The organism is Rhodococcus sp. BH4 (assembly GCF_002079265.1).
Lineage (GTDB): Bacteria > Actinomycetota > Actinomycetes > Mycobacteriales > Mycobacteriaceae > Rhodococcus_F > Rhodococcus_F qingshengii.
In genome coordinates this window covers 516,257-534,079 of the sequence record NZ_CP014941.1, presented here as the reverse complement: position 1 = coordinate 534,079, position 17,823 = coordinate 516,257, and the positions used below count along the sequence as shown (strand labels likewise).

The window sequence follows — 17,823 nt, the reverse complement described above, 5'->3', positions numbered from 1 at the left end:
GCTACAGGATGCACGCGCCCGTCGGTACGGGCGTCGATGCCGAGGCAGCCGCGTTCAACTGGCGCGAGACTTCCTGCGCGGTGAGGACGAATCCGGTGTCACTGTCGTCGACGGCAGCACCGAACACGACGCCGAGGACCCGCCCCTGATCATCGACCATCGGTCCACCCGAGTTGCCCTGCCGGATGGATCCGCGCACGGTGTAGACCTCACGCTGGGTGGTTCCGGCCTTGTAGATGTCCGGCCCGTTCAGGTTCAGGACCTCACGAACGCGGGCTGCGCTGGCCGTGTACGGACCACCGCCGGGGTAACCGAGCACCAACGCGTTGTCACCGGTCCGAGCCTGCTCCGGAGCGAACGGCAGCACCGGCGCGTCCAATCCGGGAACCGCCAGAATCGCGATGTCCACGGCGGAGTCGAAGAGCACCACCTGCGCGGGCAGTGCGCCCTCCATGGTGTCCACGGTGATGCTCTCGGTTCCGGCAACCACGTGGGCGTTGGTCATGACGCGTTCGGGGGCGACGATGAATCCGGATCCCTCGAGCGCGCGCTGGCAACTCGGTGCGACGCCGTTGATGCGGAGAACACTCGGACGCAACTGCGCCGCCAACGGACTGGCGAGAACGCTCGCGTCGGGTGCTTCGACCTCGGTGATGGGCGTGCGCCCGAACGGGCCGATGACGTCAGGCAGGCCGGAGGTGTCGAGCAGCGCCGAGAACTCGGTCGGGATGCGGCGCAGCCACTGCGGCGCCACTTCGTCCACGCTGGCGAGAACGTCCGAACCACGAACAGCGGCGGCAATATTCGGCTGCGACGAGGAAGTGAGCGGAATCGCGAGCAACCACGCCGCGACCACGACAGCCACCGCCTGTAGACCCGCACCGATGACGCTGTCGACGGATCGCGCCGTCGGACTGTGCATTCCGCTGCGCGCCGCGCGTCCGAGCACCATGCCGGCGACCTCGCCGATGATGACCAACACGACGATCAGCGAGATGCCCGCGAGGATGCGCAGCTTGCCTTCGGTGACGTGCACGAGCAGGTGCGGCGCCAACAGAATCCCGGCGACGGCACCGAGGATCACGCCGACGAACGCCAGCGCCGACGCCACCGCGCCCTGACGCCATCCGGACGTGGCCGCGATGAGGGCGACCAGAACGATGGCGATGTCCACCCAACGAGAACCTGTCATCGCGGCACCGCCGAATCCTCGACACCTTCACCGAACTCGGACAGCGCTGTGTCCAGGTCTCTCACGTCCTCGTAATTCCACGGAATCTCCCAGCCCGACACCGTGAACAGCGCCGCGAGGATTCCTGCTGTGAACCCCCAGACCAGCATGCCGTCGGCGCGGAACGCCGGGCCCTGGTATCCGAGGGGATGTCGAACCTGAAACCGGTTGTCTGGGTCGAGCAACGTGCGCAGCGGCACCCGGGCCACCCGTCCGACCTCGCCCTCGTCCTGAATGCCCACCGTCGTCGGCTGCTCCCAGTAGCCGAGCACCGGCGTCACGTCGAAACCCGACGGCGGGATGAAGATCTCCGGCAGCACGGTGAGCGGCTGAACTCCGCTCGGATCGAGCCCGGTCTCCTCCTGCGCTTCACGCAGCGCGGTGCCGACGGGGCCGTCGTCGCCCGGATCGGCGGCACCGCCCGGGAATGCGACCTGTCCGCTGTGCTGACGCATCGTCGACGCCCGTTGGGTCAGCAGGACGTCTGCGCCCTCCGGCAAGCCGCCGACGGCGAGAGGGTCGGCCTCACGCGGTCCGCCGAAGAGCACGAGCACCGCGGCCGGACGCGTCACGGTGCCGCGCGGCGCGCGACGCTCGAGGACGGGGTTGATCCGATGGGGATCGGTGGGCTGGGTGCTGGCGACAGCGCGCAACCACTCGGGAACCGGTGTACTCATACGACGACTCCCAGATATTGCGCCGCAGCGGCGGCGATCTCGTCCGCACTGCGGAAGGGTTGGGGCAAGACCTTGGCGACTGTTCCATCCGCGCGCACGAGCACCGACACCGGCAGCACCGGCGGTGCGCCCACTGCGATCCGTACCTTGCCGTCACCGTCCTGGACGCCGGGCAAACGCACCGAGTAGTCGATGAGTCGCGTCAAAGCGTTCTCCTGATTCGGATCCGAATGCACGGTCAGCACGTTGATGCTGCCGTCGGCGCGCTCCGCGAATTCCTGAAGGTACGGAAGCTCTTCGGCGCATGGCGCGCACCAGTACGCCCACAGATTGAGCAGGGTCGGCTTTCCGCCCACCGCTGCGGCAAGGTCGACGGGCGCTCCGTCGGAGACGCAGTCGAGGGTGATTCCGGCGAGAGCCGAGCCGGCAGGCGCTTCGCCGGTCGGAGTCGGGCAGGAGGCCAGAGCCGCCTGGCTACGGAGTTGATCGAGCGATTCCGACGACGGAGTGAACGTCGGCGGCTGATACGCGGACGAGGACGGGCCCGTCGACGTGGGCGTCGTGTCGTCTCCCCCGCGCGGCCAGATCGCCACGACGAGAGCCGCGACGACCACGAGCGCAGCGAGAGACCATCTTCCGGCACTTGTCATCGGCGATCACAACCCTGCCAGGGCGAGCAGATGATCGGTCTCGGGGCCTTTCACCAGGGCCGCGGCCTCGGTTTTGTCGGTCGGGCCGAGACCGTACGACGGGCAGTCCTTGGCCAGAACACACACACCGCACGCGGGCTTGCGCGCGTGGCAGACCCGTCGGCCGTGAAAGATCACGCGATGCGAGAGCAGAGTCCATTCCTTACGTTCGATCAGTGCCCCGACGGCGTGTTCCACTTTGACGGCATCTTCTTCCTCGGTCCACTTCCACCGACGCACGAGCCGACCGAAGTGGGTGTCGACGGTGATTCCCGGAATGTCGAAGGCATTGCCCAGCACGACGTTCGCGGTCTTGCGTCCGATGCCTGGGAGTTTCACCAGATCTTCGAGCTTGTTCGGGACCTGCCCGTCGTGGCGTTCGAGTAGCGCCTGACCGAGTCCGATCAGCGACGTCGTCTTGTTCCGGTAGAAGCCGGTGGAGCGGATGTACTCCTCGAGTTCGGTCCGATCGGCTTCCGCGTATGCCTTTGCGTCGGGATAACGGGCGAAGAGTGCCGGCGTGACCATGTTGACGCGGACGTCGGTGCATTGCGCCGACAGGATTGTCGCCACTGCCAGTTCCAACGGAGTCGTGAAGTCGAGTTCGCAGTACACGTGTGGGAAAGCCACAGCGAGCTCACGATTCATCCGACGCGCCCGGCGTACCAATCCGAGGTGTGATTCTTCCTTCCGCGCACCCCCCGAACGCGGTTTCTTCCGCTGCTCTGAACTGCCTGTCGGGGTGGTCTGCACTCAGACAACTGTACGGATACGACATGAGTGGAGACTCCGTCGTGTCGATTCTGAGACCTTCGACGTGTTTACTTCCCCCTATGCAAGGACTCGCAGTAATTCTCTTTCCGCTACTGCTTATGCTCTTTGCCCTGGCGATGGAACGAGTCGAAGGGCGATTGCGTCGGCTCTCGGTCCAAGAGCATGAAGTAGAAGACTTCCTCGACCAGGCAAGTCACGACGACGTCGCCCGCCTGGCAAGCGATGGGTTTCCCCATGCGTTCGCCCGCTTCCACCGGAGGCGTAAGGGCCGTCAGTCGGAGGCTCCCGAGAGCGCCAGCCTGGGCGAAATCCGGACACAACGGGCAAGTTGACGGCCATACAAAGTAGTCACCGCAGCAGATTCCGGAAGAATTTTCGGCTCTTACGTGGCATCAATCACTCGTCGCGAGCTAACGGGACGTAGACTTCGATGCCGTACCTGTTGCATTGAACACAGATTGCATTGGACACAGTGTCTCACTCATGAGGGCTGAGCCTGTGTACGACGGTTTGTGCGCAGCGAGGGTACAAAGATAGATAGCGCAAAAATGACACCACAAACGAACAAATCCCAACAAGGAGCGCACGTGGACGACGTCCTGGCAAGAGCCGGCATCTTCCAAGGAGTCGAGCCCTCAGCGGTAGCGGCGCTGACAAAGCAGCTGCAGCCCGTCGACTTCCCCCGTGGACATGTCATCTTCAACGAAGGTGAACCCGGTGACCGCCTGTACATCATCGTGTCCGGCAAGGTGAAGATCGGTCGACGCTCACCCGACGGTCGCGAGAACCTGCTGACGATCATGGGCCCGTCCGACATGTTCGGCGAACTGTCCATCTTCGACCCCGGCCCCCGCACCTCGACGGCTACGACCGTCACCGAGGTTCGCGCCGTGAGCATGGACCGCGACGCTCTCAAGGCATGGATCCAGCAGCGCCCCGAGATCGCCGAGCAGCTTCTGCGCGTTCTCGCCCGCCGTCTGCGACGTACCAACAACACCCTGGCCGACCTGATCTTCACGGACGTTCCCGGCCGTGTCGCCAAGGCGCTCCTGCAGCTCGCGCAGCGCTTCGGCACTCAGGAAGGTGGCGCCCTGCGCGTCACTCACGACCTCACGCAGGAAGAGATCGCCCAGCTCGTCGGCGCTTCCCGCGAGACCGTCAACAAGGCGCTCGCCGATTTCGCACACCGCGGATGGCTTCGCCTCGAAGGCAAGAGCGTCCTGATCTCGGATTCCGAGCGCCTCGCTCGTCGCGCGCGCTAGTTTCTTCCGGTTCGACTCTTTCGGCCGCTCCCGCTTCGGTGGGGGCGGCCGAAGTCGTTCACTGGACTCTTGTTGTACCTATCGGTAAAGTCTGTACCGATAGGTACATATCTGATCGAGAGGCCCCGCAATGACCGTCCGAGCACCGATTCCGCCCTTCACTCACGAAACTGCCGTCCAGAAGGTCCGCCTCGCCGAGGACGGATGGAACTCCCGCGACCCGCACAAGGTGTCACTGGCCTACACGCCGGACAGTTGGTGGCGTAATCGGTCGACGTTCGTGACCGGCCGATCCGAGATCGTCGAACTTCTGACCGAGAAGTGGACCCGCGAACTGGACTACCGGTTGATCAAAGAGTTGTGGGCACACAGCGACGACCGCATCGCAGTGCGATTCGCGTACGAGTGGCACGATCACGACGGGCAGTGGTTCCGCTCCTACGGCAACGAGAACTGGGAATTCGACGCCGACGGACTCATGCACCACCGTCATGCCAGCATCAACGACGTTCCCATCGAGGAGTCCGAGCGAAAGTTCTTCTGGGATCCGACCGGACCACGCCCGCACGATCATCCGGGCCTGAGCGAGTTGGGTCTGTGATGAAAGGATGAATCCATGGCCAGACAGGTAGCTGAACGATCGGACACGATTCCCGCTCTCGCGAACGTGTTTCGAACCTACGGGTTCGACGGAGCAAGCCTGGCCGTCATCACCGAACACACCGGTTTAGGCAAAGGCAGTCTCTACAACTTCTTTCCACGCGGGAAGGAAGAGATGGCCGAGGCCGTACTCGACGAGGTCGACGGATGGTTTCGCATCGAAGTCTTCGAACCTCTTCGAGCAGAATCGGTTCCACCGAGGCAGCGCATCCAGAGCATGTTCGCTACCGCGGGCGACTACTTTCGGTCAGGGCAACGCATTTGCCTGTTCGGCGCATTTGCACTCGGTGAAGAGCGAAACCGCTTCGGCGCCAGGGTGCGAACATACTTCGACGAATGGACAGCGGCTCTCGAGGCGGCACTCGTCGGTGCCGAAGATTCCATCGGACTCGCCGAAGAAGCCGTGGCCGGGATCCAAGGGGCGATCGTGATGTCCCGGGCCCTGGACGACGGTTCCGTATACAGCCGAGTGACGACGCGACTCGAAGATCGACTGGTACAGGCACTCACGCCGTAACGCATACCGCACGACCACAAAGGCATTTGTGCCGCGGCATCCACCTGGCATGCTCGAAAAAGCATGCACAAGAAGAAAGGAACCCATGCCCTCGTTCGAGACGGTGATCGCATCCACCCCTTCGGGGAAGGTCCGCGGCCGAAAGCGTGACGGTTCCTACTACTTCGGTGCGATCCCCTACGCCAGCGCACCGCGCTTCGAGAAGCCGCGACCGGTGGAACCGTTCTCCGACGTCTTCGACGCCACAGCGCTTGGAACGGTCTTCCCCCAACCACCTTCACGACTCGAACGCATCATGGGGCCACCGCTCCCCGAACCGGAGCACAGCGAGGACAGCTTCACCGTCACCGTCACAACCCCGTCGCTGACCGGTCATCGCCCGGTGATGGTGTGGCTTCACGGTGGCGGGTACTCCAGTGGCGGCGGCTCACTCCCCTGGTACGACGGCGGCGCTTTGTCAGCCGAGGGCGACGTCGTCGTGGTGTCGGTCAACTATCGCGTCGGCGTGCTCGGATACCTCCTCCTCGACGGCGTCAGCGAAGGCAATCTCGGGGTCCACGATCAGATCGCAGCGCTCGAGTGGGTGCGCGAGAACATCGAGGCATTCGGCGGCGACCCCGACTCGGTCACCGTGTTCGGGCAGTCGGCCGGCGCTCATTCGATTGTGAATCTGTTGAGCAGTAACAACTCTCGAACCCTGTTCCATCGAGTAATTCTGCAGAGCACTCCACGGCCGGACCTCAACTTCACGCAGGCTGCCGCGATCGAGAACGGGGAGACGTTTGCCCGACTGCTCGACGGAGATCCTCGGACCGCGCCGCTCTCCCACATTCTCGACGCATTCCGCGGCACGGCTGTCGAGTTCAGCCGGCGGTCCCCCAATGTCGTGCAACCGCCCTTCGCGCCGATCTCCGAACTGGAACCGGTGATCCGAACTTTCGAAACAGCGCCTGACGTCATCGTGGGATACACCCGAGACGAGGGATCTGCTTTCGTGCGCGACGTAGCGGGAGTACCCGATCCCGAACACGTCGCCGAAAAGGCACTGACACAGAACATGTTTGCCGAACCGGCAATGGAGCTGGCCGAGACCTTCACAGCGGCCGGCGCGTCGGTGTACACGTACCGCTTCGACTGGGCACCGACCGACGACGTCTTCGGAGCAACTCACTGCATAGAACTACCCTTCGTGTTGGGAACCGAGCAGTCCTGGCAGGGCTCACCGATGCTGGGCAGCAGCGACTGGCAGAGCATCGACGCACTGGGCCGTCGGATACGCCGGCACTGGACGTCGTTTGCGCACACGGGAAGTCCGGACAGCAGCGAAACCTGGGAGAAGTACGCCTCGTCCCAATCGATCGGAATCACCTTCTCCTGAGCAACTTCGGGCGCCTACCCACCCGGAGAAATCCCGTCTAGGATTGCTCCATGGACATGCCCAAGCTCCTCGACGGGCGACTCAAACTCCGCCATCTCCTGCTCGTCGACGCATTGAGCCGTCAGGGCAGTGTGGTCGGCGCCGCTGCCGCACTTCACATCACGCAACCCGTCGCGACCCGCAGTCTGCACGACATCGAGTCCATTCTCGGCGTCTCGCTCTTCGACCGCGGCCCACGCGGCATCACCCCGACCATTTTCGGCGAGGCCTTCACAACTCATGCACGGGCCGTGATCGCGCAGCTGACCGAAGCCGGGCGACACGTCGTCGAACTTGCCGACGCCAATCGCGGAACCGTCATCGTGGGAACACATCTCGCCGGATCCAACGTGCTGCTTCCCGGCGCTATCGCGCGCCTGAAGGTTCACCACCCGTTGCTCACCGTCGTCGTGCGCGAAGGTACGCCAGAGCAGTTGCTCACCGATCTGGAAGCGGGCCGAATCGACCTGATCGTCGGCCGGCTCACCTCACCTACCGATGACACCGCGACAAGACGGAACCTCTACGCGGAGTCCGTCGAACTCGTCACCCGCGTAGATCACCCGCTCGCTCACCGCGAGGACGTCCAACTCGAAGAACTACGCGGCTTCCCCTGGATCCTTCCCGGGGTCGAGACAGTGCTCCGACGCGAACTCGAGGAGTTCTTCGCCCGGAACGGCTTGCCGTTGCCCGAAAATCGGGTCGAGGCAACCTCTTTCCTCACCGTGCGTCAGCTACTGGTCGAGACCGACATGATCGCGGTACTACCGAGCCTCATCCCCCGCGACGATGCGCGCTTGACCACCCTGTCCATCACACTCGATCCGATCGGGCACAGCGTCGGCATCACCTCGTCGGCGACTCGCACGTCGAGTCCGTCCGCGCAGGCCCTGATCGCGACGCTGGAGTCCTTTGCAACTGAGCTCATGCGACCGTGAAACGCCGATCGGCCCGTTCCCTCCAGAGGGAACGGGCCGATGTCGGATCAACCAGGACTCAGGCGTTTTCGGAGACGCGAATCTCCTCGTGCTCCAAGCCCCGCGACGAATCGGGGACAATCTTGAACAGTGCGATGGCGCCGACCAGGCTGATCGTGCACACCCCGGCGAGATACCAGGTCACACCGACCGAAGATCCGGTGGCGTCGAGCAGAGCCGTGGCGATCATCGGTGCCAGTCCACCGCCGAGAATTGCACCGCTCTGGAGGATCAGAGACGAGCCGGAATAGCGGACCTTGGCCGGGAAGGTATCGGCGATGATGCTGCCCTGGACACAATGTGTGACCGGAACGATCAGGCCCATGCCCAGGAACGCGATGACGGCGACCATTTTGTTCTCGGTGTTGAGGAGCGGGAAGAACACGATGCACCACAACAGGATTGCGGCAGATCCGCCGATGAACATGTGCCGACGCCCGTACTTGTCGGCGATCTTTGTCCAGAACGGGATGGAAAGGAACCACAGGACTGCTGCCGCGGTCACGCTGAGCACCAGGAATTGCTTGTCGTAGCCCAGATGTTGAGTTCCGTACGACAGGGTGAACACCATGAAGGCGTACGCCACGGCGGAGTTCGCCAAGCACGCGGCAAGCGTGAGAGACAAACGGGGGAAGCCGACCTTGAGCGACTCACGCAGCGGGAAGCGGACTATTTCGCCCTTCTCCATGATCCCGGCGAATGACGGCGACTCGGTGACGCGCAGGCGAATCACCAGACCGATCGCCACCAGAACGAAGCTGAGCAGGAACGGGATTCGCCAACCCCACGAAGCGAATGCCGAGTCCGACATCACGGCGTTGGTCGTCAGGAAGATGCCGTTGGCGAGAACCAGTCCGGCGGGTGTGCCCATCTGAGGGAAACCTGCATAGAGATTCTTCTGCCCCGCCGGCGCGTGCTCCATCGACATGAGTGTCGCGCCGGCGCCTTCACCGCCCAGACCGATGCCCTGAACGACGCGCATCGCCACCAGGAGGACGGGCGCCCAGAAACCGATGGAGTCGTAGTTCGGGATGAGGCCGATGAGTGTGGACCCGATGCCCATCATCACCAATGAGACCACGAGCGTGGCCTTGCGCCCGATCCGGTCACCGAAGTGCCCGAACACGAGTCCACCCACCGGCCGTGCAATGAACCCGACGGCGAAGGTGCTGAAGGCAGCCAGCGTGCCGGCCGTGGGGCTCAGGCTCGGGAAGAATTGTTTGTTGAAGATCAACGCGGCGGCTGTGCCGTAGAGGAAGAAGTCGTACCATTCGAGAGTTGTGCCGGCCAGGGTTGCCATGGCAACTCGGCTACGGGCCGCTTTCTCCGGCAACGGCTTTCCGTCGCTCGTAGTGCTGTTGGATATCTTGTCTGACATCGCGGAACCTATCGATTGGATGGGGCAGGCGGACGATGAAGTCTGTAGTCACCGACCCCGTCTTCGGGATTGTCGGTATCACGAGCGTCGTCGATCGTTGTGTTTGGAATTGTGCTCGCTCGAGACATGACTCACAAATGCCGAATTCACCGTCCGCCATACCGGAAAAGGTATAGCCGGGGCCTCAGACGAGACCCAGGAAGCGTTCGGCATTCCCCCGCGAAATCAGTTGGCGCGCAGTATCGTCCAAGAACTCACTCTTGCGAACCACCTCACCGACCGGACGCTCCCCCAAGGGGTACGGGTAATCACTACCCACCATCACACGGTCCACCCCCACCGTGTCCACCAACAGTCGCAGCGCACGCTCGTCGAAGACGACGGAATCCACGTAGAACCTTCCCAGGTAGTGCGAAGGCGGGAACTGCGACGTACCGATGATGTCGTTGCGGCCGTGCCAGGCGTTTTCCATCCGTCCCAACCAGAACGCGAAAGATCCACCACCGTGCGCAAATCCGATCTTGAGACGATCGTCGATCTTGTCGAACACCCCACCGAGAATCAGTGCGAGTATCGACAGGTGCGTTTCGGCCGGCATCGCAGTGAGCCACTGCGCCATCCAGCGATCGAGGCGCGGAGAGTTGGCCATGTCCCACGGGTGCACGAATACCGGCACGTCCAGCGACGCGCAGTACTGCAGGAACGTCACCACGCCCTCGCTGTCGAGGTCCAGATCGCCGACATGATTGCCGATCTCGACACCGCGGTGCCCGTTCGCGATGCACCGCTCCAACTCACGGCACGCTGCGTCGGTGTCTTGCAGAGGCACCTGGCAGAACGGAATCAACCGATCCTTCGCCGGCTCCACGATCTCGAGTGCGAGGTCGTTGAAGATCCGTGCAATGCGACTTGCCTGCTCACCGCTCCGGCCGTAGTTGAAGAACGCCGGAGTAGGTGAGACGACCTGCGTCTGCACGCCGTCGGCATCCATGTCCCGAAGCCGCACCTCGGCGTCCCAGGCATCGGATTGGATGCGACGGAACTCCTTGGTGCCCATCATGATCATTGCTTCGGTTTCCGACTCGACCTTCAGCCACGGCGCTTGCGGCCCCGCGTCTTCGGTCAGATCCGGCCACCCGTTGGGCACGTAGTGGGTGTGGATGTCGATCAGGTTGCTCATAGCTCAGCCCTTGCCGGGATGGAGCGTGCCGCACTTGTCACACGTGCGGGCTTCTTCGCTCTCGTAGAACTTGACGAACACCGGCGGAAGGTCGGCCACGATGTCGCGCACCTGAAGTTCGACCTCGTGAATCTTGTGATCACATTCGAGGCAGTACCACTGGAACTTCTCGAGCGTGCCTTCCTTGCGGACGCGTTCGATGACCAGGCCGATCGAGCCCGCGGTGGGACGCTGCGGCGAATGCGGAATGTCTCCTGGCAGCAACCAAGTTTCACCCTCGCGAATGTCGACGCGCTGAGGACCGTCTTCGGTCATGACATTGACGTGGATGTCGCCTTCGAGCTGGTAGAACCACTCCTCGTACGGATCGAGGTGGTAGTCGGTCCGCTGGTTGGGGCCGCCGACGACCTGCACGATGAAATCGTCTCCGAGCGCCATCGTCTGATTGTTGACGGGCGGCTGCAGGAGGTGGCGGTTGTCGTCGATCCACTTCTTGAAGTCGATGACGGGAGGAATCGTGGTCATGATGCATTCTCCGTATCTTCGGACGCCGAGCGTCGGGAGGCGGGCACGTACGCCACGCCGGAAATTTCGATGAGCAGGTGAGGGTGGGGCAGCTGGTGAACAGCCACAGTCGTTCTCGTCGGACCGTTTTCGTCGAACAGTTCGGCGTACACCTCGTTGTATCCGCCGAAGTCGTTCATCGACACCAGGTAGGAGGTGACCTGAACCAGATCACTCAGTTCTCCGCCCACTTCGGCGAGAATCGCCGTGATGTTCTCGATGACGGCACGCGTCTGCGCCCGAATGTCGAGCGCCGTGGTCCCCATCTCGTCGACCTCGACGCCGACAAACGTGTTGTCGGGTCGACGCGAACTGGTCCCGGAGACATAGACGAAATCGCCGACCACCTTGACGTGGGGGAACTTTCCGCGCGGCTTCGCCAGCTTCTCGATGACCTGCGCCCCACTCATCGCTTCACACCTTTCACCGTGACGGTTCCGAGTCCGTCGATCGTGCACTGTGCGACGCCCTCGTCGAGTCGCACAGCTGCTGTGGCGGCACCGGCCAGAATTACCTGCCCGGCGCGCAACGGGATTCGGCGTCGACGAGCGATGTCGAGCAGTGCATGCAGAGCTCGCACCGGATCGCCGAGAATGGCCGACGTGGAACCGACTACCGTCTCGCCGCCGACTTCCATACGTACGGAACGGTCTTCGACGTTCTGTAGCGGCAGCCACCTCCCGATCACGTACCCGGCAGCGCTGGTGTTGTCAGCGACGACGTCGGTGTAGGTGAAGCGGAAGTCGCGGTACCGCGAGTCGATGATCTCCATTGCGGGAGCCAGTGCGTCGACGCAGGTTTCGATGTCGACGTTCGGATCGTCGAGATCGACGTCCTTCGACAAGCGGTATGCCACTTCGGGTTCGATCTTGGGATGAATGAACGTCCTCAGGTCGACTTCGCCGCCGTTGCTCACGCACATCGCGTCGGTCAACTGACCGACGATCACTTCGGAGACACCCATCTGCGCCATCTTCGCTTTGCTCGTGAAGCCGAGCTTGATGCCCACAATCGATTCACCACGGCTGGTGCGCCGTTCGAGGAGTTCGTTCTGGATCCGGTAGGCCTGGTCGATGTCGATGGTGTGTTCGTCGGCGAGGCTCGGCGTGTCGGTGCGCGTCTGCGCAGCGTCGTCGAGGCGACGCGCGAGCGCGGATACGGTGTCTTCGGGGGCTGTCATCACGCCTCGCTCATTTCTGGAAAACTTTTGCGGTTTCGATGTTCACAGTTGCACACATACATTCGTCGGTTCGGTGTAGAAGTGCAGCGAGGACTCGCCGCCCTCACGTCCGATGCCGGACAGGCCCATACCGCCGAAGGGAGATCGCAGTTCGCGGGTGAACCACGTGTTGACCCAGGAGATTCCGACGTTCATCTTCTGCGCGACGCGGTGTCCGCGGCGCAGGTCGTTGGTCCACACAGAGGCAGCGAGGCCGTACTCGGTGTCGTTTGCCAGGGCGATCGCCTCGGCTTCGGTCTCGAACGGAATGAGTGCTGCGACGGGTCCGAAGATCTCCTCGCGCACGACGCGATCCTTGTTGGTCAAGCCTGTCCACAGGGTGGGTTCGATCCAGGATCCGCCCGACAGTTCCTGTCCGAGGTCCGGAATACCGCCGCCGGTCAGCACTTTCGCGCCTTCCTGCTCGGCGATCTCGAAGTAGTCGAGAACCTTCTTCCGATGCGCCTGCGAAATGAGCGGTCCGGTCGTCGTTGCATCGAGCGTCGGGTCGCCCAGACGCAATCCTGCTGCCCGCTCGACGAGTCCACCGGCGATGTCGTCGAAAATACTGCGGTGCACGTACACCCGCTCGGTGCACAGGCAGACCTGGCCGGTATTGGTGAACACCGATTTGGTCAGGCCCGTCAGAGCTTCGTCGATGTCGACGTCGTCGAAGACGATCGCGGCGTTCTTGCCGCCGAGCTCGAACGAGACCGGACGGACTCGCGGCGCAACGGTTTTCATGACATGCGAACCCGTTGCCGAAGATCCGGTGAAGGTGACCCCGTCGATACCGGGGTGCGTGGTGAGGAACTCGCCGGCCGAGTTCGCACCGAATCCATGGACGACGTTGTAGACGCCGGCAGGCAGGCCGACCTCTTCGAGCACCTCGGCCAGCAACGACGCAGTCGCCGGGGTCTCCTCGGAGGGTTTGACCACCACGGAGTTTCCGCACGCGAGCGCGGGCGCAACCTTCCAGGTCAGGAGAAGCAGCGGCAGGTTCCACGGAACGATCACGGCGACGACGCCGAGCGGCTTGCGGATCGCGTAGTTCAGCGCCTGCTTGCCGCCCGCGAGATCCGTGACAAACGATTCCTGTCCCGCCGCGGCGACGATGTCGGCGAAGGTGCGGAAGTTCGTCAGGGCGCGCGCGACGTCGAGTTCGCGTGCCTGCGTGATCGGCTTGCCGGTGTCCGCCATCTCTGCGGCGACGAACTCTTCGAATCGCTCCTCGATCCGGTCGGCGGCGCGTCGCAGCAGAGCCGTCCGCTCTCGAACCGGCGTATCGGCCCAACCGTTGTCCAGAGCACGTCTGGCAGAGGTCACGGCCCGATCGACCAGGGCCTTGTCGGCCTCGTGGACCCGGGCGAGAACACGGCCCGTTGCTGGGTCGACCTGATCGAAGCTCGACGACTCGTCGGGTTCGACATAGGAGCCGTCCACGTAATTGCGGATCCATCCGTCGCATTGTGAGGTCATGGACTAACTATTGGCCCGTGACCCATATCAAACAAATGCAAAAACTGCCGCCAGCTATACCTCGATCGGCATAGATGGCGGCAGTTCGGCCACACAACTCAGCTCTTCGTGTCGGCGCCGAGCGCCTCAGCGTCGCAGATACGCCAACTGCACGTTGACGGATTTCTCCGCGACCGGCCACAGCTTCGGGTCGACGTCGGAGTAGACGTGCTCGACTACGTCGCGCACCGAGGCCGACTCGCCCAACGTCGACAGAGCAGCCCGCACCTGATCCAGACGCTCCTCGCGGTGGGCGAGGTACTGCTGCGAAATCGCCTGCAGATCGGGTAGGTCCGGACCGTGCCCGGGAAGAACCGTCAGTCCTTCGCCGAGTGCGGCCAGCGATCGCAGCGAGGTGAGGTAGTCCCCCAGATCGCCGTCGGAGTCGTCGAGAACTGCCGTGCCGCGGCCGAGAATGGTGTCGCCCGTCAGCACGCTCGCATCGTTCTCGATGACTATCGACACCGAATCCGCGGTATGGCCCGGCGTCGCGAGGATCCGCAACTTCAGGCCCGCTACCTCGATCACTTCACCGTCGACAAGCGCCGAAGCGCCCCCGCGAAGAAAAGTAGGGTCGACGGAACGCACTGGAGCCGAAGTCAATTCGTGGAAACGGTCTACCCCGCCGGTGTGGTCGTAGTGCCGGTGCGTGATCAAGGTCAGCGCTACCGGACCGATACCAGCGACACGTTGCAGGTGTTCCTCGTCGTTGTCGCCTGGATCGACGACAACACACTCGACGCTGCCCGGAGCATGCAGAATCCAAGTGTTCGTACCGTCCAGCGTCATCATGCCCGGGTTGTTCTCGAGCAAGACCGAAGCGATGTCGGTGACGCGGCGTAGCTGCGCGTAGGCGGGATGGACCGTCGACATCAGCGAACTTCGACGATCAGTTCCACCTCGACGGGTGAGCCGAGGGGAAGTTCTGCCACGCCGACTGCCGAACGGGCGTGGATACCGGCGTCGCCGAGCACCTCGCCGAGGAACTCGGATGCGCCGTTGATCACGCCGGGCTGGCCGGTGAATCCTTCGGCGGATGCCACGAAGCCGACAACCTTGACGACGCGAACGACGTTGTCGATGCCGACCAGGGCGTCGATGGCAGCAAGAGCGTTGAGCGCGCAGGTGCGAGCCGCGGCCTTGGCGTCCTCATCCGACACGCCCGCGCCGAGCTTGCCGGTCAGCGCCAGTTTTCCGTCGACGAACGGGAGCTGACCCGACGTGTACACGTGGTTGCCGCTGCGAACCGCGGGAACGTACGCAGCGACGGGTGCCGCGACGGCGGGAAGTGCAATGCCCAGTTCGGCGAGACGCTCCGACCAGGTCTGCGTTGCCTCTGCCATGTGATTCAGCCCTTCGGACGCTTCATGTACGCGACGTGCTGCTCGCCCGACGCGCTCGGCAGGACGGCGACGAGTTCCCAGCCGTCGACACCCCAGTTGTCGAGAATTGCCTTCGGATTGTGGACCAGCAACGGAGTCACGGTGTATTCCCAGGAAGTTATTTCGCTCATGCGGTGAGCCTATCCCGCGTACATCTTCGGCCCCAGACTTATAGGCTCGCGGTGTGGTTGCATCCCAAGATGAGCTGAGCAGGACCTGGCCCGAGTCTGCGACGAAGGCCCGCCTGCACTTTGTGTCAGGTAAAGGCGGAACCGGTAAGTCCACGGTTGCCGCCGCGTTGGCGCTCGCGTTGGCCGAAGGCGGCAAGCGCGTTCTCCTCGTGGAGGTCGAGGGCCGCCAGGGAATCGCGCAGCTCTTCGACGTACCACCGCTTCCACCGCAGGAGACCAAGGTCGCGGCCGCCGAAGGTGGCGGTGAAGTGATGGCTCTGGCCGTCGACATCGAGACCGCGTTCCTCGAATACCTCGAAATGTTCTACAACCTCGGCTTCGCCGGCCGGGCGATGCGTAAGTTCGGCGCCATCGAATTCGCCACCACAATCGCTCCAGGCCTTCGCGACGTTCTGCTCACCGGCAAGATCAAGGAGTGCGTCATCCGCACCGATCGAACCGGCAAACGCGTGTACGACGCCGTTGTCGTCGATGCTCCCCCGACCGGGCGGATCGGCAGCTTCCTCGACGTCACCAAGGCGATGGCCGACCTCGCCAAGGGCGGCCCGGTGCATTCGCAGAGTGAAGGCGTCGTTCGGCTGCTGCACTCGCCGGAGACCGTCGTACATCTTGTTGCGCTTCTCGAAGCGCTGCCCGTTCAGGAAACCGCCGACGCCGCCGCAGAACTGGCGCGTGACGACCTCAACCTCGGTGCCATCATCGTCAACCGCGCCAGCCCGAGGTTCTTGCCCGAAGACCAACTCTCCGGTGCTGCAGCCGGCAACATCGATGCAGCTTCGATCCGGTCGACGCTCTCCGATGTCGGCATCGATCTGTCCGACGACGACTTCGCCGGCCTGCTCACCGAGACGATCGAGCACGCGTCGGTGCTCGAAGCTCAAGAATCCAGTGCGGAGAAGCTCCGCGAGATCGACGGCGCGCGGGTGCAACTTCCCGCACTCGCCGACGGCGTCGATCTCGGTGGGCTCTACGAGCTGGCCGAATACCTCACGGAACAGGGCGTGTGATGACCGAGACCACCGAGAACGTGACGGTCGGCAGTTCCAGGACCGGCCGACGCGCAGCTCCTGCCCTCGATATTTCGGCGATCATCAAGGACCCGACGGCCCGGATCGTGGTGTGTTGCGGCGCAGGTGGCGTCGGCAAGACCACGACGGCTGCGTCGCTGGCGTTGCGGGCAGCCGAAGAGGGCCGACGCGTAGTCGTCCTCACCATCGATCCGGCCCGTCGCCTCGCACAGGCCTTGGGTGTGGCCGAACTCGACAACACTCCGCAGCCGGTGAAGCTGGGTCCCGAGGCTACGGGCGAACTCCACGCGATGATGCTGAACATGCGTCGGACTTTCGACGAGATGGTCATCGAGCATTCGAGCCCTGAGAAGGCCGAGCAGATCCTGGCGAATCCCTTTTACCAAACCGTTGCCACATCGTTCTCCGGAACGCAGGAGTACATGGCGATGGAGAAGTTGGGGCAGCTGGCGTCGAACGACGCGTGGGATCTGGTGATCGTCGATACCCCGCCGTCGCGCAATGCGCTCGACTTCCTCGACGCTCCACAGAGGCTCGGAACATTCCTCGACGGACGGATGATCCGGCTGCTCTCGGCACCCGGCCGTGGCCTGACCAGGCTCGTGGCCGGCGCGATGGGATTGGCCCTGAAGGGTGTCTCGACCATCGTGGGAAGCCAAATGCTTTCGGATGCATCGGCATTCGTGCAGTCGCTCGACTCGATGTTCGGCGGTTTCCGTGAACGCGCCACGAAGACCTACGAGTTGCTGCGTCAGCCGGGGACTCATTTCCTGGTGATCGCAGCGGCCGAGCCCGACGCTCTCCGTGAGGCGGCGTTCTTCGTCGATCGCCTTGCGGGTGACTCGATGCCGTTGGCCGGTCTGGTTCTCAACCGCACTCACCCGACGTTGACGGCTCTGCCTGCCGATCATGCGGTGACCGCCGCCGACAAACTGGAAGCGAAGGAAAATGCGACCGAGGCCGAGGCCCTCACCGCAGCCGTTCTCCGCATCCATGCCCATCGGGCAGTGATCGCGAAGCGAGAAATCGCCTTGCTGAGTCGATTCACCGCAGCTCACCCGAGGGTGCCGCTGATCGGTGTTCCGTCGCTACCGTTCGAGGTCTCGGACCTCGAGGCGCTGCGCGCGGTGGGAGATCAGCTCACTCGTAAGGGCTGATC

21 protein-coding genes are annotated in these 17,823 nt (G+C 63.4%); 8 read left to right on the top strand and 13 right to left on the bottom strand.

What is annotated here, in order from left to right; all coding sequences use genetic code 11:
* Position 1 precedes the first annotated feature (1 nt).
* Genes A0W34_RS02545 through nth form a run of 4 tightly spaced genes read right to left on the bottom strand, consistent with a single transcriptional unit; the run spans position 2 to position 3,350 of the window.
* Positions 2–1,192 (bottom strand): MarP family serine protease, encoded by a 1,191-nt coding sequence (locus A0W34_RS02545; RefSeq protein WP_003946095.1) that lies wholly within the window; start codon positions 1,190–1,192, stop codon positions 2–4.
* Positions 1,189–1,908, bottom strand: coding sequence for an NUDIX hydrolase (locus tag A0W34_RS02540; protein WP_007732411.1), 720 nt, complete (start codon positions 1,906–1,908; stop codon positions 1,189–1,191). The genes A0W34_RS02545 and A0W34_RS02540 overlap by 4 nt, the downstream gene beginning before the upstream one ends.
* A complete protein-coding gene (locus A0W34_RS02535) occupies positions 1,905–2,558 on the bottom strand; it encodes a TlpA family protein disulfide reductase (RefSeq protein WP_003943500.1) in 654 nt (217 codons plus the stop codon). The genes A0W34_RS02540 and A0W34_RS02535 overlap by 4 nt, the downstream gene beginning before the upstream one ends.
* 6 nt (positions 2,559–2,564) lie before the next feature.
* Positions 2,565–3,350: an endonuclease III gene (nth, locus tag A0W34_RS02530; protein ID WP_003943471.1), complete on the bottom strand. Its 786-nt coding sequence runs from the start codon at positions 3,348–3,350 to the stop codon at positions 2,565–2,567.
* Positions 3,351–3,430: 80 nt separating this feature from the next.
* Between nth and A0W34_RS02525 the strand changes: the two genes are divergently transcribed.
* The 6 genes from A0W34_RS02525 (at position 3,431) to A0W34_RS02500 (ending at position 8,165) form a co-directional block, all read left to right on the top strand.
* On the top strand, positions 3,431–3,703 hold the full coding sequence (locus A0W34_RS02525; RefSeq protein ID WP_039973294.1) for a hypothetical protein: 273 nt from the start codon (positions 3,431–3,433) through the stop codon (positions 3,701–3,703).
* Positions 3,704–3,958: 255 nt separating this feature from the next.
* Positions 3,959–4,633, top strand: a complete 675-nt coding sequence (locus A0W34_RS02520; RefSeq protein WP_003943506.1) for a Crp/Fnr family transcriptional regulator — start codon at positions 3,959–3,961, stop codon at positions 4,631–4,633.
* A gap of 130 nt (positions 4,634–4,763) precedes the next feature.
* Positions 4,764–5,234, top strand: coding sequence for a nuclear transport factor 2 family protein (locus tag A0W34_RS02515; RefSeq protein WP_007732407.1), 471 nt, complete (start codon positions 4,764–4,766; stop codon positions 5,232–5,234).
* 15 nt (positions 5,235–5,249) lie between these two features.
* On the top strand, positions 5,250–5,810 hold the full coding sequence (locus A0W34_RS02510; RefSeq protein ID WP_007732404.1) for a TetR/AcrR family transcriptional regulator: 561 nt from the start codon (positions 5,250–5,252) through the stop codon (positions 5,808–5,810).
* A gap of 85 nt (positions 5,811–5,895) precedes the next feature.
* Entirely contained in the window at positions 5,896–7,188 is a 1,293-nt protein-coding gene (locus tag A0W34_RS02505) for a carboxylesterase family protein (protein ID WP_081557271.1), read from the top strand.
* A 50-nt stretch (positions 7,189–7,238) separates the two neighbouring features.
* Positions 7,239–8,165, top strand: coding sequence for a LysR substrate-binding domain-containing protein (locus tag A0W34_RS02500; RefSeq protein ID WP_003943516.1), 927 nt, complete (start codon positions 7,239–7,241; stop codon positions 8,163–8,165).
* A gap of 58 nt (positions 8,166–8,223) precedes the next feature.
* On the opposite strand, the gene A0W34_RS02495 is transcribed toward A0W34_RS02500, so the two are convergent.
* From A0W34_RS02495 to A0W34_RS33075, 9 genes are all read right to left on the bottom strand, one after another.
* Positions 8,224–9,582 (bottom strand): MFS transporter, encoded by a 1,359-nt coding sequence (locus tag A0W34_RS02495; RefSeq protein WP_042446679.1) that lies wholly within the window; start codon positions 9,580–9,582, stop codon positions 8,224–8,226.
* A gap of 184 nt (positions 9,583–9,766) precedes the next feature.
* Positions 9,767–10,762, bottom strand: coding sequence for an amidohydrolase family protein (locus A0W34_RS02490; RefSeq protein WP_064112034.1), 996 nt, complete (start codon positions 10,760–10,762; stop codon positions 9,767–9,769).
* Positions 10,763–10,765: 3 nt separating this feature from the next.
* Complete coding sequence (locus A0W34_RS02485; protein WP_003943511.1) at positions 10,766–11,287, bottom strand: 3-hydroxyanthranilate 3,4-dioxygenase; 522 nt, start codon at positions 11,285–11,287, stop codon at positions 10,766–10,768.
* Positions 11,284–11,736 carry a RidA family protein gene (locus A0W34_RS02480; protein WP_007732394.1) on the bottom strand — a complete coding sequence of 151 codons (453 nt, stop codon included), beginning with the start codon at positions 11,734–11,736 and terminating at the stop codon, positions 11,284–11,286. The genes A0W34_RS02485 and A0W34_RS02480 overlap by 4 nt, the downstream gene beginning before the upstream one ends.
* On the bottom strand, positions 11,733–12,506 hold the full coding sequence (locus A0W34_RS02475; RefSeq protein ID WP_003943526.1) for a 2-keto-4-pentenoate hydratase: 774 nt from the start codon (positions 12,504–12,506) through the stop codon (positions 11,733–11,735). Before A0W34_RS02475 ends, A0W34_RS02480 begins: the two co-directional genes overlap by 4 nt.
* Before the next feature lie 42 nt (positions 12,507–12,548).
* Positions 12,549–14,024: a 2-hydroxymuconic semialdehyde dehydrogenase gene (locus A0W34_RS02470; RefSeq protein WP_020905966.1), complete on the bottom strand. Its 1,476-nt coding sequence runs from the start codon at positions 14,022–14,024 to the stop codon at positions 12,549–12,551.
* Between the two features lie 126 nt (positions 14,025–14,150).
* On the bottom strand, positions 14,151–14,936 hold the full coding sequence (locus A0W34_RS02465; protein ID WP_007732381.1) for an MBL fold metallo-hydrolase: 786 nt from the start codon (positions 14,934–14,936) through the stop codon (positions 14,151–14,153).
* A complete protein-coding gene (locus A0W34_RS02460; RefSeq protein ID WP_003943508.1) occupies positions 14,936–15,406 on the bottom strand; it encodes a RidA family protein in 471 nt (156 codons plus the stop codon). Before A0W34_RS02460 ends, A0W34_RS02465 begins: the two co-directional genes overlap by 1 nt.
* A gap of 5 nt (positions 15,407–15,411) precedes the next feature.
* Positions 15,412–15,576: a hypothetical protein gene (locus tag A0W34_RS33075; RefSeq protein WP_003943454.1), complete on the bottom strand. Its 165-nt coding sequence runs from the start codon at positions 15,574–15,576 to the stop codon at positions 15,412–15,414.
* 53 nt (positions 15,577–15,629) lie between these two features.
* Here A0W34_RS33075 and A0W34_RS02455 point away from each other — a divergent pair, with 53 nt between their 5' ends.
* Together A0W34_RS02455 and A0W34_RS02450 are read left to right on the top strand one after the other, a co-directional pair.
* Positions 15,630–16,643, top strand: coding sequence for an ArsA family ATPase (locus A0W34_RS02455; RefSeq protein WP_037130910.1), 1,014 nt, complete (start codon positions 15,630–15,632; stop codon positions 16,641–16,643).
* Positions 16,643–17,821 carry an ArsA family ATPase gene (locus A0W34_RS02450; RefSeq protein ID WP_007732380.1) on the top strand — a complete coding sequence of 393 codons (1,179 nt, stop codon included), beginning with the start codon at positions 16,643–16,645 and terminating at the stop codon, positions 17,819–17,821. Before A0W34_RS02455 ends, A0W34_RS02450 begins: the two co-directional genes overlap by 1 nt.
* The last annotated feature ends 2 nt before the right edge of the window (positions 17,822–17,823 follow it).